General features: G+C 53.8%; 11 protein-coding genes. 9 read left to right on the top strand and 2 right to left on the bottom strand.

All coding sequences use genetic code 11. The features are described from left to right. Positions 1–179 precede the first annotated feature (179 nt). Positions 180–1,355 carry an FAD-dependent oxidoreductase gene (locus Enr10x_RS15695; RefSeq protein ID WP_145450620.1) on the top strand — a complete coding sequence of 392 codons (1,176 nt, stop codon included), beginning with the start codon at positions 180–182 and terminating at the stop codon, positions 1,353–1,355. A gap of 4 nt (positions 1,356–1,359) precedes the next feature. On the opposite strand, the gene Enr10x_RS15690 is transcribed toward Enr10x_RS15695, so the two are convergent. Further along, complete coding sequence (locus Enr10x_RS15690; protein ID WP_145450619.1) at positions 1,360–2,097, bottom strand: CorA family divalent cation transporter; 738 nt, start codon at positions 2,095–2,097, stop codon at positions 1,360–1,362. A 221-nt stretch (positions 2,098–2,318) separates the two neighbouring features. Here Enr10x_RS15690 and Enr10x_RS15685 point away from each other — a divergent pair, with 221 nt between their 5' ends. Continuing rightward, a complete protein-coding gene (locus tag Enr10x_RS15685) occupies positions 2,319–3,527 on the top strand; it encodes an efflux RND transporter periplasmic adaptor subunit (protein ID WP_145450618.1) in 1,209 nt (402 codons plus the stop codon). A 69-nt stretch (positions 3,528–3,596) separates the two neighbouring features. Beyond that, on the top strand, positions 3,597–6,755 hold the full coding sequence (locus tag Enr10x_RS15680) for an efflux RND transporter permease subunit (RefSeq protein WP_145450617.1): 3,159 nt from the start codon (positions 3,597–3,599) through the stop codon (positions 6,753–6,755). A 28-nt stretch (positions 6,756–6,783) separates the two neighbouring features. Here the strand turns inward: Enr10x_RS15680 and rlmB are convergent, their stop codons facing one another. Next, complete coding sequence (gene rlmB, locus Enr10x_RS15675; protein WP_145450616.1) at positions 6,784–7,569, bottom strand: 23S rRNA (guanosine(2251)-2'-O)-methyltransferase RlmB; 786 nt, start codon at positions 7,567–7,569, stop codon at positions 6,784–6,786. A 210-nt stretch (positions 7,570–7,779) separates the two neighbouring features. Here rlmB and map point away from each other — a divergent pair, with 210 nt between their 5' ends. The 6 genes from map to Enr10x_RS15645 all read left to right on the top strand — a co-directional run bounded on the left by map (position 7,780) and on the right by Enr10x_RS15645 (position 16,116). Next, entirely contained in the window at positions 7,780–8,571 is a 792-nt protein-coding gene (gene map, locus Enr10x_RS15670; protein ID WP_145450615.1) for a type I methionyl aminopeptidase, read from the top strand. 185 nt (positions 8,572–8,756) lie between these two features. Beyond that, positions 8,757–10,931 carry a GDSL-type esterase/lipase family protein gene (locus Enr10x_RS15665; RefSeq protein ID WP_145450614.1) on the top strand — a complete coding sequence of 725 codons (2,175 nt, stop codon included), beginning with the start codon at positions 8,757–8,759 and terminating at the stop codon, positions 10,929–10,931. A gap of 40 nt (positions 10,932–10,971) precedes the next feature. Continuing rightward, positions 10,972–11,862, top strand: a complete 891-nt coding sequence (locus Enr10x_RS15660) for an acetamidase/formamidase family protein (RefSeq protein ID WP_145450613.1) — start codon at positions 10,972–10,974, stop codon at positions 11,860–11,862. 74 nt (positions 11,863–11,936) lie between these two features. After that, a complete protein-coding gene (locus Enr10x_RS15655; RefSeq protein WP_145450612.1) occupies positions 11,937–13,556 on the top strand; it encodes a N,N-dimethylformamidase beta subunit family domain-containing protein in 1,620 nt (539 codons plus the stop codon). 87 nt (positions 13,557–13,643) lie between these two features. After that, positions 13,644–15,053 (top strand): SBBP repeat-containing protein, encoded by a 1,410-nt coding sequence (locus Enr10x_RS15650; protein WP_145450611.1) that lies wholly within the window; start codon positions 13,644–13,646, stop codon positions 15,051–15,053. A 1-nt stretch (position 15,054) separates the two neighbouring features. After that, positions 15,055–16,116, top strand: coding sequence for a hypothetical protein (locus Enr10x_RS15645; RefSeq protein ID WP_145450610.1), 1,062 nt, complete (start codon positions 15,055–15,057; stop codon positions 16,114–16,116). The last annotated feature ends 104 nt before the right edge of the window (positions 16,117–16,220 follow it).

Raw genomic sequence — 16,220 nt, 5'->3', positions numbered from 1 at the left:
TGTGAAAGAGAAGGTGAGAGCACCAGATGTTCGGATCAGGATTGCTTTATTTAAGATAGTTAATGATTGTCCAAAAAGAAAGCGAGTCCCGGTCGCGGTTTCCCCTTTTCAGAATGTTGGAATTTCACTATGTAATGACTCTCCAGTCCAGACAACTCCATCAGAAGACACCCTGATTTATGAAAATAGCCATCGCGGGTTGCGGAATTGCGGGAACAGCAGCAGCATCTCTCCTGGCGGCACAGGGACACGAGGTGACGCTTTTCGAGCAGGCGGTTCACTGTGGTCCTGTCGGGGCGGGGATCCTGATCCAGCCCATAGGACAACGAGTGCTCCAGCAACTGGGGATCTATGACGCGATCGCTACACAGTCCGCGCGGCTCAATGCCATCGAAGCGATACGGGAGTCGGGAAAACGTCTGATCCGACTGGAATATCAGCGGCTCGATCCGCATCTGTTCGGACTGGGAGTGCACCGGGGACGTCTGTTTGCAGCGCTGCTGGATCTGGCAAAACAGGCGGGCGCACAGATCAGAGAGGGCGCGCGCGTGATCGGTTACCAGGTGCAGAATACAGGTGTGATGCTGCAGTTGGAAAACGGAGAATACAGTGAGCGATTCGATTTTATCATCGCCACCGATGGCTCCCGATCAGTTTTGCGGACTGCTGCCGGAATCATGCAGAAGGGTGTGGAATACGAATATGGTGCCCTGTGGGCCACGGGGAATTGCAGTGCCATCCGCGATCATCTCCTGCAGATGGTCTCAGGCACCCGGAAACTCGTCGGGATGTTACCCATTGGTCAGGGCGAATGCAGTTTTTTCTGGGGACTGACTGCGTCCCAGTTTGCGCGATATCAGCAGCAGGGATTCGAATCGTGGAAACAGGAAGTCCTCAAACTGTGCCCTCAGGCGGAAGAGCTGCTCAATGCCACGCATGGTTTTCAGGATTATACCTTTACCACCTACCGCAGTGTCGCGATGCGCCGCTGGCATGCAGAGCGGATCATTTTTCTGGGAGACGCCGCGCATCCGACCAGCCCACACCTGGGACAGGGGGCGAATCTGGCGCTGGAAGATGTCTGGGTTTTTGCTGAATGTCTGCAACAGACAGCCGATTTTGAGGCAGCCTGTCGCAAGTATGAGTTGCTCCGCAAGAATAAGCTGCGGTTTTATCAGCGAATCACGGGCTGGCTCTCCCCTTTCTTTCAATCGTCCGGCGTCATCAAGGGCTGGGGACGCGATCTCTGTCTGCCTGTCATGAGTCAGACTCCGCTTCTGCGGGAGCAGATGCTCAAAACCCTTTGTGGCTTTAAGACCGGTTGGCTGCACAGCAGGCTGCCAGAGCAGAAATAAATATTTATCTCGGTCCTCGTTTGAGAAACAGATGGATCACAAAAGCCAGTCCCAGTCCCGTGGCGACCATGATCCAGAAGGGATACGGAATGAGGTACTGCTCATAGCCGTGCCGGAAGTTAGTACCGAAAATGGTGCTGAGTGTGGCGATCGGAAAAAAGTAGGCGATCAACAGGTTCAGCCGATGAGACGAGAGTTCGATGCGGGCAGAAACCCTGGCCTGTTCCTCAGCCTGTTTGGCCACGATATATTCCAGCGCGTTTTTCGCGTCTGCAATCAGGAGCTCGGCTGTCCGCTCCAGGCGATAGGCGTTATCGCGATAATCGATCAGCAGTTTGTCTTTCGGGATGGCTTCGCGGGCCGTCTGCAGCGCCTGGGTTGTATGACATAACGCACGGTAAACGGGACCCAGGTGATTGAGCACTTCCAGATAATCCAGTGAGCTGGTCGCCTGGTCTACTTTTTCATCAAAGTCTTCCAGCAACTGCTGATATTCGTCGAGGTGCTGGTTCAGGGCATCAGGGCCGCCTTTGAAGTCAGACGCATGCCAGGTCGAATCAGGTTCGCGCCAGAAAAAACGTCCTTTGCGGTAAGAGTCTTCCGGATCAGGTGGCGCATGCAGAATGATGAGCAGGTGCCCTTCAGCGACCATGGTGCGCTGTCGCCCCACCTGTTTTCCCAGTCGATCACGAAATTCAGCCGGCACATTCCAGGCGCCGGGTACTAGTGAAGATTCCTGCATCTTGGTACTCAATCTCTTTTTAAGTCAAATGGGAATTGCATTTAGAGTATTGAAGTTAGTAGTATGCCTGTTACTACGGGCCGCGTATATATGGAAATGATCTGGATTCTGAGATACTTCAAGACAGACAGGTCTTGGTAGCGATTAAAGGGAGCACTGTGAACGATTCACCCGTCCGATTTTCTGTTCTCAAATCTTTTCTTCTTTTCTGTCCCTTAATCATGCTGCTCAGCGGTTGTAACCAGCCGCCTCCCCCTCCGCAGATGAAGCCACCCGCGGTAACCGTGGCAGAACCGGTTGTTAAGCAGGTGGTCTTCAATGAAGATTTCACCGGGACCCTGGCCTCGGTCGCCTCGGTGGATATTCGCGCCCGCGTCGCAGGATTCCTGGAAAAAATCGACTTCCAACCATCGGATAATGTCAAAAAAGGTCAGTTGCTGTTTGTGATTCAGCAGGACGAGTACCAGGCGGCTCTCGATAAAGCCAATGCCCAACAGAAAGCCGCCGATGCACAGCTGGTCGATGCCCAGGCGACACTGGATCGCTATACAGAACTGTTAAAGAAGCAGGCGGTCACGCCCCAGGATGTGAACGATGCTACTGCAGCCCGCGACAAAGCACAGGCGGCTGTGCTGGGAGCAAAAGCAGACGTCGAACAGGCCCAGATTAATATGGGCTATACCACGATCAAAGCGCCCATCAACGGCAAGATCAGCCGAAACCTGGTTGACGTAGGCAACCTGGTCGGATCCGGAGAAAACACGTTGCTCACGTCAATCGTGACAATGGATCCGATCTATGTCTATTTTGATGCCAGTGAGCGTCTCTGGCTGCAGGCTTTAAAGAAAAAAAGATCACCCACTGATAAAGATCCACTGCAGGTGCATGTAGGACTCTCGGATGAAGAGGGCTATCCGCATACCGGGACGATCGACTTCGCCAATAATAAAATTGATCCGGGCACCGGCACCATTCAGGTCAGAGCGGTCCTCGAGAATAAAGAGGGCTATATGTATCCCGGCTTGTATGTCCGTGTCCGGGTTTACGGCGATCCGATTCCCAACGCAGTACTGGTACAGGATGTCTCGATTGGTACAGACCTGGCCGGGAAATATCTGTTGATTGTGGGGAAAGATAATATCGTTGAGAAAAGACAGGTTGAAATCGGCCAACTGGATAACGGCATGCGGGTGATTCTGAAAGGGATCAAACCCGGAGAAAAATATATCGCGGAAGGTATCCAGCGTGCCCGACCCGGTCGCCCGGTCACGATTACCAATAAACAAGCTCCCGCTGGCCAGCAGGCAAAAGGTGGTCAGCAGCAAAAAAATAAACCAGCTCAACAGAAGGCGAACCCCGCCACTGGACCAAAGAAAACCGGTGCTACACCGAGCAAACCAGCTGCTGCTCCTGATCAACAGCAGAACTGAACCGCTTGTGGGGCCATTTAGTTTTATTCTCTGCTTGCCTGACTGAATATTTAAACGAAACGGACGACGATGTTTTCCCGGTTTTTTATCTATCATCCGATTTTTGCCAGCGTGATTTCGATCGTCATCGCCATCGTTGGTGCGATTTCACTCCCGCTGTTACCCGTGGAACTCTTTCCGGATATTACTCCACCCACGGTCGCCGTCACCGCTACCTATCGTGGGGCGGATGCCCAGGTGGTCGCAGATACGGTTGCCACTCCCATCGAAGAGCAAGTTAACGGTGTGGAAAACATGCTTTACATGTCTTCCAGCAGTACCAGCGACGGCAACATGACATTAACTGTCACGTTCGATGTGGGCACCGATCTGGATATGGCGAACGTACTGGTACAGAACCGCGTTGCGATTGCCAACCCGTCACTGCCTGAAGACGTCAAACGGGAAGGGGTGACGACCAAAAAAAAATCGACCAACATGACGCTGGTGATTGCCCTCAATTCACCTGATGAAACGTTTGACGAACTGTATCTGAGCAACTACGCCTCGATTAATATTAATGATGAATTAAAACGTATCGACGGGGTCAGTGATGTCAATGTCGTGAATGCCAAGGATTTCGGCATGCGGATCTGGCTGGACCCGAATCAGCTCGATACCCGGAATATCACCACGACCGATGTGGTCGATGCACTCCGGCAGCAAAACGTCCAGGTGGCCGCCGGTTCGATTGGTCAGGAACCTAACCCCGATAACCAGGATTTTCAGCTGACAGTGACCACCCTCGGGCGACTGACCGATCCCAAACAGTTTGCCGACATCATTATCAAAACCGGGGAAGAAGGGCAGATCACACAAATCAAGGATGTGGCCCGTGTCGAGTTGGGAGCACAGAGCTATTCTGGTTATTCGCAGCTGGATGGAAAGCCCGCGGCGTTAATTGCCATCTATCAGCTTCCGGGGGCGAACGCGCTGGATGTGGCCGAGAAGTCACAAAAAGTGATGGAGCGGCTCAAAAAAGACTTTCCTAAAGGTCTCGAATATTCCGTTCCCTACAACTCGACCGAGTTTGTGAATGCCTCGATTGATGAAGTGGTCAAAACATTATTTGTGGCACTTGCCCTGGTGTTCGTCACCATCTTTGTCTTCCTGCAGGATTTCCGCGCCACGCTGATCCCGGCGGTCACCATCCCCGTCTCACTGTTGGGCACCATGGCTGTCATGCTGGCGATGGGCTATACCATCAATACACTCTCACTGTTCGGAATCGTGCTCGTCATCGGGATTGTCGTCGACGATGCCATCGTGGTCGTCGAAAACGTGACCCGTATTCTCGATACCGAAAAGTGTTCTCCTAAAGAAGCGACTGCAAAGGCGATGGTCGAAATTACCGGTCCGGTGGTCGCGACGACCCTGGTGCTGCTGGCGGTCTTTGTGCCGACTATGGTGCTCCCGGGGATTACCGGTCGTCTCTATCGTCAGTTCGCTTTGACCATCTCAATTGCTACCTTGTTTTCCTCTGTCTGTGCCTTAACCCTCAGTCCCGCGATGTGCGGCATCATGCTGCGTCAGACCCGCGAGCGGCGCGGTTTCTTCTTCCGTTGGTTTAACTGGTGTTTCGATCATTCATTGAATCTCTACATGAAAATCGTCAAAACCTGTGTCCGGCGTGCGTTTATTATGTTGATCCCGATGCTGGTCATCTTTGGTGCCACCGGAGTCGGTTTCATGTCGGTGCCGGGGGGCTTCCTGCCGAACGAGGACCAGGGTTACATCTTCGTGAATACACAGCTGCCCGATGGTGCCGCCCTGAACCGCACGCGGGTCGTACAGAATCGCATTAACAAACTGGCCGCGGATCTCCCCTCAGCGACGCACGTGATTACCATGGGCGGCTTTTCGATGTTGAATAACTCGAATGCCTCCAACTATTCCACGACGATCATCGCCCTGGAAAACTGGGACAAACGACAGTCTCCCGATTTGCACGTGTTTGCCCTGGTGCCTCGTTTGCAGAAGGAACTGGCCCAGATTCAGGAATCGATCGCCTTTGCCTTTATCCCACCCGCCATTCAGGGGCTGGGTAATGCGGGCGGATTCCAGATTCAGATTCAGGACCGTAGTGCCGCCGGCATGGATGTCCTGCAGATGGCCACCACCGATCTGATGGACCGCGGGAACTCCGACCAGGTGGTCCGGGGACTGAATACGAGTTTCAGTGCCACGGTTCCCCAGATTTATCTGGATATCGACCGCGAAAAAGCGATTAAGATGGGGGTTCCCCTGAATTCCATTTTCGATACCCTGCAGGCCGAACTCGGTTCGACTTATGTGAACGACTTCAACCTCTTCAACCGTACATTCAAAGTGATGGTCCAGGCGGATGAGGATTATCGCAACAAAGTCCAGGATATCACCCGCTTGAAAGTCCGTGATCGACGGGGCAGTATGGTTCCCCTGCATACCCTGGTCAAAGTGAATAACTCCGCCGGTCCCCAGGAAGTGGATCACTACAATCTCTATCCGACTTCTGCGATTACAGGGAACCCTGCGCCGGGGTACAGTTCCGGGCAGGCGATTCAGCGGATGCAGGAACTCTGCAACGAAGTCCTGCCGGAAGGCTTTGGTTACGAGTGGACCGGAATTGCCTATCAGCAGATTGAAGCGGGGAACATGGCGCCGTTCATTTTTGCGATGGCGTTGGTCTTTGTGTACCTCTTTCTGTGTGCTCAATATGAAAGCTGGTCCATCCCAATCTCGGTGATTCTGTCAGTACCTCTGGGAATCTTTGGTGCGATTTTCGCGACGATGCTACGGGGTATGGATAACAATATCTATACCCAGGTCGGTTTCGTGCTGCTGATTGCACTGGCCAGTAAAAACGCGATTCTGATTGTGGAATTCGCAAAGCTACAGCGTGAAGCAGGCAAGTCGATTCGCGACGCCGCCGTCGAAGCCTGTCACCTCCGGTTCCGTCCGATTCTGATGACTGCTTTCAGTGCCATCCTGGGGGCCATTCCGCTGGCCATCGCCTCGGGAGCCGGGGCCGCCAGTCGACAGGCACTGGGGACCGCGGTGGTAGCTGGTCTGACTGCAGCGACCATTTTCGGAGTGGTGATGGTACCCGTAATGTATGTGATCATTCAGATCATCAGCGAATGGCTCAGCAGCACCAAACCGGAAACGAAGCCAGAAGGACCGACGGAGTCGGCTCCCGCATCGAGCTAAGAACCGGTCACAGTCTGTATTGAATTCCTTACTGGAACCCGCGTTGTCGACTGGCTTCGTACAGCAGGATTCCTGCAGAGACCGCCACATTTAACGATTCGGTCTGCCCCTGTTGTGGAATCCGGATCAGATGCGAACAGGCAGCGATCAGTTCCAGATGCACGCCGGTCCCCTCGTTTCCCACGATCAATGCCGTGGGCTGCTGAAACGCATAGTCCACCAGCGTCTCCTCCGCCTGCATTGCTGTGCCCAGCACGTTGATGTTGTCCGCTTTCAACTGCTGGCAGAAGGCGACCAGATCCGGGACCTGAGCCAGTGCAATATGATTGACGGCGCCGGCCGAAGTGCGGCAGACCAGGCTGGTCACATCGCACTGTTCCTGCGAGCCGATGAAAATCGCATCCGCGCCCAGGATCTCCGCAGAGCGGATGATGGCCCCGAAATTATACGGATCCTGGATCCGATCCAGAATTAAATACAGGGGCGTATCCGTGTTTTGTGCCAGCACCTCTTCAGCCGCAGCATAGGGAAACGGCGCCATTTTGGCGATCATGCCCTGGTGGTCGCCCGCGCGGGATTTTTGGGTGAGTGTTTTGTCAGTGGTGACGATGACCGGAACTGATAACTGGGCAGCACGGGTCTCCAGTTCTGCGATCTCTTCAGCAGGTAGTTTCTCTGACAGATATAATTCCCAGATCTTCCAGAAGCCGGCAGACAGCGTTTCTCTGACCGCATTTCGGCCCCAGATCCAGCATTTCTGGTGGTTTCCCAGCAGAGGCTTACTTTTCTTTACTTTAGAATGCTTTCCGACCATAGGAATTCTTTGTAAGTTTGATTATTCTATAATCCATCACTTCGCAGTGGATAATGACTGTTGCTGCGATTTGACCAAAACTGGTATCCTGTTGCAGGAATCGGTTTTAGTGGGGCCACAACGCTCGCATCTTAGCGGATTGCATAAACTCTCTCCACTCTGAATCACATCACTGTCAGTCGAACACTGAAAGAGATCGAGGCGAACATTTTGTCCGGAAATCCAATTATCTATAAATCGTACGAGTGGGAACGCCTGCGAATTGCCTCCCGTTTCAATGCCAGTTTGATGGATCATCTGCGCCCGTATGTCAAACCGGGGATCTCCACGGATGAAATCAATCAGGTGGTTCATGAATATACGGTTTCGCATGGCCACACTCCCGCCACTCTGGGCTATCACGGCTTTCCCAAGAGTTGCTGTATCAGCATCAATGAAGTCGTCTGTCACGGTATTCCCGATGAGACCGTGCTGAAAGAAGGCGATATCGTCAACGTCGATATCACCAGTATCGTAGATGGCTGGTACGGGGATCAGTCGGAAACGTTTCTGGTCGGTGAGGTCACCGACGAAGCCCGCAAACTGGTTCAGGCGACCTTCGATTCCCTGTTTCTGGCGATTAATGCCATTCATCCCGGCTCCAGCGTGATCGAAATTGGCGAAGTCATTTACGATTACGCTACTGAACTGGGCTATGGCGTCGTCCGTCAATATCAGGGACATGGCATCGGGCGCGAATTCCACACCGATCCCGGAATTCCCCATTATCCGGTCTCCGGTTCCGAACGCGATCTGCTCCTGCCAGGCATGTGTTTTACGATTGAACCGATGCTGAACTCAGGGAGCTGGAAGACCGTCGAAGACCGCAGTGATGGCTGGACCGTACGCACCAAAGACGGCAAGCTCTCGGCCCAGTTCGAACATACGATTCTGATGACCGACGCGGGGCCGGAAATCCTGACCCTCACCAAAGAGGGGCCGCAGCCGGGACACCGTTTCTAAACATCTCCGGCCTGAATCTGTAATACTGCGACGTTCAGTCTGCGCGATTTTTATCTCAGATCTGACACTCAGCAGGAGGCCTGCGCTTGCAACCAGAGGAAACGGCAGGGTATGGTAACAATTACTTAACATTGTTACTGATATGGCCTCGCGATCCTTTGCACACGATCAGGTATGGAGTTGAGATGATGCGATCCTTCCTGCTGCCGCTGTTGTTCCTGCTGATTACCGTTTCCGGATTTGCTGAAGAGAAAAAGCTGGACTGGGTCCAGGTGACCGAAAAAGCGGACTGGCAACCTCGAGATTCGCAGGGGGAACTGGTCTATCGAGATCAGCTCTGGATCTTTGGCGGTTGGTTCAATTCCTATGAAGCCCCGCCGCGGGACGTCTGGAAATCCAAAGACGGGAAGCACTGGACTCCGGTCACAAAGAAAGCGCCCTGGATCCACAGCGATCTGCCGATGACGGTCGTCTTCAAAGACAAAATGTGGCTGATGGGGGGCTGGTATAACGGGCGGCTGCCCGGGCATTCCGCCGGTAATCAGGTCTGGTCATCCACCGATGGGAAACACTGGGACCTCGTGGCAAAAAAAGCAGCCTGGACGCCCCGCCTGGCCGCAGCACTGGTCACCTTTAAGGGCAAGATGTGGTTGCTCGGCGGTACTGAGAACTACTACTTTGGTGATCAGAAGAGTCTGAAAAACGATGTCTGGTATTCCTCAGACGGGAAAGAGTGGAAGCTGGCCACCGAACATGCCGGCTGGTCGCCCCGGGCCTATCATCAGGCCGCGGTATTGAATGACCGCATCTACGTGTTTGGCGGCGGCAATTACACGCCCGAATATCACGCCAACAACGACGTCTGGAGCTCGGCGGATGGAATTCACTGGCGACAGGAAACCGCCCACGCCCCCTGGCACGAACGGTTATGGTTTTCGTCTGTCGTTTACCGCGATCGCATCTGGGTCATCGGTGGCTGGTCCAATAATCCCTCGACCAACAAACAGGATGCCTGGTATTCGCAGGATGGAAAAAACTGGACTGAGCTGAAGTCCGGCGTTGTCTGGAAAGAGCGACACGAACATTCGGCGTTTGTCTTTAAAGATAAAATCTGGATCGCCGGCGGCCATGCTCAGCCATTGAACAGTCAGGTCTGGACACTCTATGTGCCCCCCAACTGGTTTGACGGTCAGAAACAGAGCGTCTCCAGTCACTCTGATTTTCCCAAAACCATGACAAAGCTGAAAGCAGGTGAACCGGCGAAGGTCGTCTGTTTCGGTGACAGTGTCACCGGCGTCTATTATCACACCGGCAGTCGTCGGGCTTATACCGATATGCTGGGCATCGCTCTCGAAAAAGCGGTACCCGGCTCCAAACCCGAGATGATCAATGCCGGCATCAGCGGACACACGACCGTGAATGCCCTGTCGCGTATCGAGCGGGACGTACTCAAGCATCACCCGGATCTGGTGACGGTGATGTTCGGTCTGAACGATATGACGCGGGTGCCGCTGGCAGACTATGAAAAGAACCTGCACTCGATCCTCAAGCAGTGCCGTGATGTAGGGGCAGAGGTCTTGCTCTGTACGCCCAATGCTGTGATTACCACAGGCAGCAGGCCGACTGAGAAACTGATCAAATATTGTGATGTGGTCCGTAAGGTCGGCAAAGAGCTGAACGTCCCCGTCTGTGATGCGTACGAGCAGCTCACAGTACTCAGAAAGAAAGATCCGCTCGCCTGGCGGTTGCTGATGAGCGATGAGATCCATCCCAACATGGCGGGACACAAAAAACTGGCAGAGTTGCTGGCGGAATCGATAACCGGAAATTCGGTCTCACTGGCCGACGTGAAGCCGCCAACACTGGCGATCCCGCGCTCACAGAGTCTGATCAAAGCAAAACGTCCGATCAAAGTCATCGCGATGCCCCCCCTGGATCAGTTGATTCAAAAGGCGGCACAGGAAGTCGCCCCGGATGCGAAGCTGGAAGTTACCACCTGGGAAACAAAAGGAAAAACACGTAAGCAGATCGAATCTGATGCCGGAAAACTGGTTCGACCGGGCAAACCGGATCTGGTCCTGCTGGCAATTCCCCGTGATGCGAAAGCCGAATCGCAGGAAGATTTTATCCACAGCTTGATGTGGACGTTGAATTTTTCGCTTAATTTCGGCAAGGGAGGCTGGGACTGTGTCGTCTTCCATCCGGATGTTTTCGATCCGGACCACCCCGATCCCGCTCACGATGAGCTCACCAGACAACTGGTTCTGGGACAGGATCTGACGCTTGTTGATCGACCTGCGGGAGAGCAGAAGACAGCAGAAGAAATCCTCAAACATTGGCTGAAATCGCAGCTCGATTGAACTTCCGTTATTAAAACACTTTGAATGCGGGATGAATAAGATGCAGGAACTCTCTCTGGGAAATCTGAATTACGAATTCAGTCGTGAGCAGGAACCGCGGCTCCGCGTGACCAGCGGCGAGACCATCCGTGTGGAAACCGAAGACGCTCTGTCCGGGCAGATCCGCAAAGCCGGGGATTGCCGGGATAAGAGCAAGGTCCCGTACAGCAATCCGGTGACGGGGCCGATTTTTATCGAAGGCGCTGAGCTCGGAGACACCCTGGCGATCAGGATCGAAAAGATCGAGTCCCGCGACGGTCAGTGTGCGACTTACACGGGAAATCCCAAACAGCTCTGCCAGTGGCTGGGAACCGATGTGCCAGGTGGTTCCCATGTCTGTCCGATCCGTGACGGGCTGGTCTACTGGAGTGATGAGATCGCCATCCCCTATCAGCCGATGTTGGGCTGCATCGGCACCACACCCGCTTACGGCATGCCCAGTACGATGCCCGCTGGCCCGCATGGCGGGAACATGGATATCCGCGAAGTGACCGAAGGGAACACACTCTTTCTCCCGGTTTTCGTCGACGGCGCATATCTGTATCTGGGAGATGCCCATGCCGCGATGGGGCAGGGGGAACTCTCTGCAACGGGGCTGGAGATGGCCTCGCAGACCACATTGACGATTGAACTACTCAAAGGTAAAACAATCGCCGGCCCCCGGATTGAGTCGCCGGACGAACTGATTACTGTCTCCAGCGGCACACCGATGGAGCGCGCCACCGCGGATGCGTTTGCCCAGATGATTCTCTGGATGGAAGCCGAACATGGCTGGAATCGCTGGCGGGCCTACGACGTATTAACGCATGTGGCGGAAATTTCGATGGGTTACTACGAAGGCGGCGGTCTGGCCGTCAAAATTGCGAAAAAGTATGTGGCTCACCCCTCTTGATTCAGACTTCCATTCGAATGTGATTTAAAGCGACTCTGACGAACGATTCTCCTTTTTGTGACGGAACCGGATGCATGCTTATCGGATATGTCAGCGATGAAAATTATAGCGCCTTATTTGATGTCGCGATCGAGTTTCAGTCGGACGGGCAGTTTTTCAGTACGCGTTCTACTGCCTCGGGGGCTGTCATCCTGGATCTGCCGGAAGGGGAATACACGGTCATCTTGCAACATACCGACCATTGTCCCAAACGCGTACAGATGCAGGTCCGGGCTGGACAGATTTATCAGTTTCGTCTGTTGTCCAAAAAATTGTTTGGCTTTGCCTGGCCGCGTTGCGTGAAGGCTGGGGAAGCTTCCGAGTTTCGTGTGCATTCCACGTCCGAATATCAAGTGGAACTCTGGCGGTACGGCAAGGAGAAAGAGTATATCCGACGCATCGGCACCTTTGACGATCATGCCCCGCTGGCCAATCTGCAGATCACTCCTGACGGTGATTACACACAGGAGGGAGTGAACTGGAACGATATCGGTTACCGTGGTGCCGTGCAGCGCCAGTCAGTCACCTCACCGGAGCGTTCCGGCCTGTATATGTTCCATCTGCGGAATCAGTCGGGAGATCATTTTACGTTTCCCTGGGTGGTGGCCCCTGAGACCCCACAGTCGGACATCGCGATTCTGGCCAGCGATTTGACCTGGAATGCCTACAACAATTTTGGCGGACGGAGCAATTATCTGAACCCGGATGGCTTACCCGCAACGCCCACCGTCAACAGTCGCCAGGAATTGAGACGCTATCTGAAGCCTTCGTTCGGTGTCTATTGTGTTGAGGAATATCCTCCCCTTTCGCTGGAACGACCGCAGCCTTATCTGCACATTGATCTGGATGAGCAGTTGCGGGATCCGATCTACAGCCGGATGGGGTGTGGTATGTTGCATTCCGAATGGCGGCTCCTCGGCTGGATGGAAGAACAGGAACTCTCATACGACTATTACAGCGAAACACAATTCCACCTGGGAACACTCCCGCTTGACGAATACAAGGTGCTCATCCTCAGTTCGCATCCCGAGTACTGGTCGAAGCAGATGTACGATCGGCTGAAAACCTGGGTCTTTGAATCCGGCGGACGGTTAATCTATCTGGGAGGGAACGGACTGAACTGCGAAGTCGAATTTTTGGATGACGAACGCATCGTCTATCACAACACTGACTGTACCAGCTGGTGCGGTGTGGCCATGGATCCGCCGATTCCCGAATCGGAATCGACCTATGAGAGCCGTTATCACGCGCGACAGGAGTCAGAAGCGAATTTGCTCGGAGTCGTCTTCTCGTTTGCCGGGATTATGACCGGAGCACCTTATAAAGTCATCGATGCCGATCACTGGGCTTTGGCCGGGACGGATCTGAAACAGGATGATCTGTTTGGCACCGAAAGCCAGCACATGCGAATCCCCGGCGGTGCGTCGGGACATGAGACGGATAAGATCTCGCCCAGTTCACCCCCGCAAGTACACCTGATTGCGCAGGGGACGAATCCGGATCAGGGGGGAGCAGATATGATCCATTACCAGACCGATTCGGGGGGAGAAGTCTTCTCCGTCGGCTCCATCTGCTGGATCACTTCCATGCTGGTCGACAAAAACGTTTCGCGGGTGACGCGGAATGTGATCGATCAATTTACAAAATCAGAATGAAAATGTGTGCGGAACTGTTTCTGAATGGTTCTGCCGTTAAGATAAGTTTTGTTTCAGTTATCTGAATTGCACAGGAAAATCTCTGTTATGAACTGGATGACTCGTTTGAAGAATCTGAAATTCCCTGGTTTGGTTTGTGCTTTGTACGCCTGCATGACTGGTGCCTTGTTGCAGGCAGGGCAGCCAGCGGATAAAAAGGCAGAGTCGGCCCGCACGGTTGAGTGGGTTCAACAGGCGGGGGGCATCAAGCATGATAAAATCCGGGGGATTACCGTCGACGCCGCCGGAAACTGCTATGTGACCGGAGAATTTACCGATACCGCAGAATTCGGAGATAAGAAAGTCACCAGTAAGGGGGGCATGGATTTTGTACTCGCCAAGTACAGTCCTGCAGGCAAGCTGCTCTGGATCCAGACTGCTGGGGGCAGCAAAATCGACCGCGGCTATGCGGTGGCCGTCGATAAAGCCGGCAATGCTTTTGTGACCGGTCATTTTCAAAGTCCCGTCTTTCAGATCGGCGATCAGATGCTCCACAATCAGGGGGACTACGATTACTTCATCGCCAAGTACGATCCGGACGGCAAGCTGGTCTGGGCTCAGAGTGCCGGCGGTAAAGGCTATGATTATGGGCATGGCATTGCCGTCACGCCAGCCGGAGACTGCTGTGTTGCCGGCTCCTTTGCAGGCGATGTAACGATCGGCGATGTCAGCGCTCCCAATCCAAAGGGGCGTTCACTGTTCGTGGCGAAATATGACAACAACGGCAATCTGCTCTGGGCGCAGCTGGCAGGCAATGGACGCGGTGCAAGTGGCCATCAGATCGGCGTCGATCGCATCGGTAACTGTTACGTTTGCGGTTACATTACCGGGCTGGTGGAACTCGCAGGTCAGCAGGTGGGGACCGACACTACAGTGCAGGATATTTTTCTGGCCAAGCTCTCGCCGAACGGCAAACTGGTCTGGTCGGTCAATTCGGGAGGTCAGGCAAATGGCCTGAGTACCGGCGTGGCTGTGGATAGTCGCGGCAACTGTTACATCACGGGCATGTTTAAAAATGAGGCCCGCTTTGGGAAAACGGTCATGAAAAGCAAGGGAACGCATGACATTTTCGTGGCCCGGATCAACGCTGATGGCACTCCTGCCTGGGCCTGTACCGGGGGCGGAGAGAAGATCGACTACGGTCTGGGAATCGCCGTCGATCAGCACGATAACTGTTATGCGACCGGCGAATTCAGTGATGAGGTTCACTTCCAGGGCCGACATCTGACGAAACTGGGAGGCCGGGATCTGTATATCGCCCGCTTTGCTCCCAACGGATCTCTCGACTGGCTGGAGATCCTGGGGGGCGATAAGAGCGATTTGAGCTATGCGATTGCCGTCGACCAGCAGGACAACTGCTATGTCTCCGGCGCCTTTTCACCTACGACCCGCTATCAGAAACATGAACTGAAAAGCCGGGGCAGTAACGACATCTTTCTTATCAAACTGAGTCAATGATATGATCGCACGCATGCTGTGGAGTCTCGGTATTCTGGTTTCCTGTTGTGCGTCCCTGTACGCGCAACAGGTTGATCAAGCAGCGTCTGCTGTAGACCTGCAGAAAGCGGGCACGCCACTGGCGGAAGCGCGGAGAAAAGCCATTCATGCACTCCCTTTTCATCGTCCCTTGAGCGATGAAAAACTCACGCAATGGCTGGAAATCAGCTCCCGGTGCACGATGGCAGAGTTTGAACTCTTCCTCGCGCCGCTGACACCACAGGAGCAGAAACTGCTCGAAGTCATCGAATCGAAGCCCGCACCGATCGTGAATCGACTCCATTTTGAGGATCTACGGGGCGTCTTGAAGCAGAAAGCACTGGTTTCGCTGCGGATTGAACAGCAGCGGGAACACGATCGTCTTTCACACACGACACCTGCAGTCGAGAATCTGTTGTACGGGGCCTTTGATGCCGTCTTTGCCAGTGTCGGACCGCCCCACGGTTCACCCCGTTATGGCGATGTGATTATCCACCTCAAAGATGCGGTACGGGAGAAGGGCTGGGCCACTCCCTTCAGCGGCATGCATTTCATGTATGCCATCCGGCATAAGGACGCCCGGAAAATGCAGGACCTGCTGGCGGACGGCAAGAAACTGCCCACCTCACCCTATAATCCCCTGAGTCTGGGGTTTAATGATCGACTGCATTTTGCCAATTATGTGGTGACCGAACAATACTGGAACCGAGCCCTCGCTTATCAGGCGATTCTAGTGCTGCGCAATCTGGATGATTCTCCCGCCAGTCAGAAAGTTCGATCACGTTTCTCCCAGATGCTCACGGAAAAAGATCCGCAGAAGTTCTGGAGCCTGTTTATTCCTCCGCGGGTCAAGCAGGGAACCGAGGAGGAAGAGGCTGCAGAAATTCCCTTCGGCTATCTGGAAGGGAAATTTGACGATCAACTCTCGATTCAGTTCTTTGAATCGATCGAAGTTGCGGCGGACAAACTGAACGAAGTCCGCAGCTGGCCCGAGGCGCAGCCATTTCTTTCGCTGATTAAGGCCAAAGCACCAGGCACTCCCTAGTTTCACGAGATCTCGTTTGGTCAATTTTGACCTGAAAAGCAAATCGTCTGGTTCAGTACCCTAACAGGAGAACTGAACATTATTTCCGTACATTGTGGCTGGCT

Origin of the sequence: Gimesia panareensis, from assembly GCF_007748155.1 — a bacterium.
GTDB lineage: Bacteria > Planctomycetota > Planctomycetia > Planctomycetales > Planctomycetaceae > Gimesia > Gimesia panareensis.
Note: the sequence above shows the minus strand (reverse complement) of the source record. Positions and strands in the feature narration are given on the sequence as shown.

Bases quoted from the DNA above. Each gene is read 5' to 3' on its own strand.
- Enr10x_RS15695 (WP_145450620.1), top strand. From the start codon at position 180: ATGAAAATAGCCATCGCGGGTTGCGGAATTGCGGGAACAGCAGCAGCA.
- Enr10x_RS15690 (WP_145450619.1), bottom strand. From the start codon at position 2,097: ATGCAGGAATCTTCACTAGTACCCGGCGCCTGGAATGTGCCGGCTGAA.
- Enr10x_RS15685 (WP_145450618.1), top strand. From the start codon at position 2,319: ATGCTGCTCAGCGGTTGTAACCAGCCGCCTCCCCCTCCGCAGATGAAG.
- Enr10x_RS15680 (WP_145450617.1), top strand. From the start codon at position 3,597: ATGTTTTCCCGGTTTTTTATCTATCATCCGATTTTTGCCAGCGTGATT.
- rlmB (WP_145450616.1), bottom strand. From the start codon at position 7,569: ATGGTCGGAAAGCATTCTAAAGTAAAGAAAAGTAAGCCTCTGCTGGGA.
- Enr10x_RS15665 (WP_145450614.1), top strand. From the start codon at position 8,757: ATGATGCGATCCTTCCTGCTGCCGCTGTTGTTCCTGCTGATTACCGTT.
- Enr10x_RS15660 (WP_145450613.1), top strand. From the start codon at position 10,972: ATGCAGGAACTCTCTCTGGGAAATCTGAATTACGAATTCAGTCGTGAG.
- Enr10x_RS15655 (WP_145450612.1), top strand. From the start codon at position 11,937: ATGCTTATCGGATATGTCAGCGATGAAAATTATAGCGCCTTATTTGAT.
- Enr10x_RS15650 (WP_145450611.1), top strand. From the start codon at position 13,644: ATGAACTGGATGACTCGTTTGAAGAATCTGAAATTCCCTGGTTTGGTT.
- Enr10x_RS15645 (WP_145450610.1), top strand. From the start codon at position 15,055: ATGATCGCACGCATGCTGTGGAGTCTCGGTATTCTGGTTTCCTGTTGT.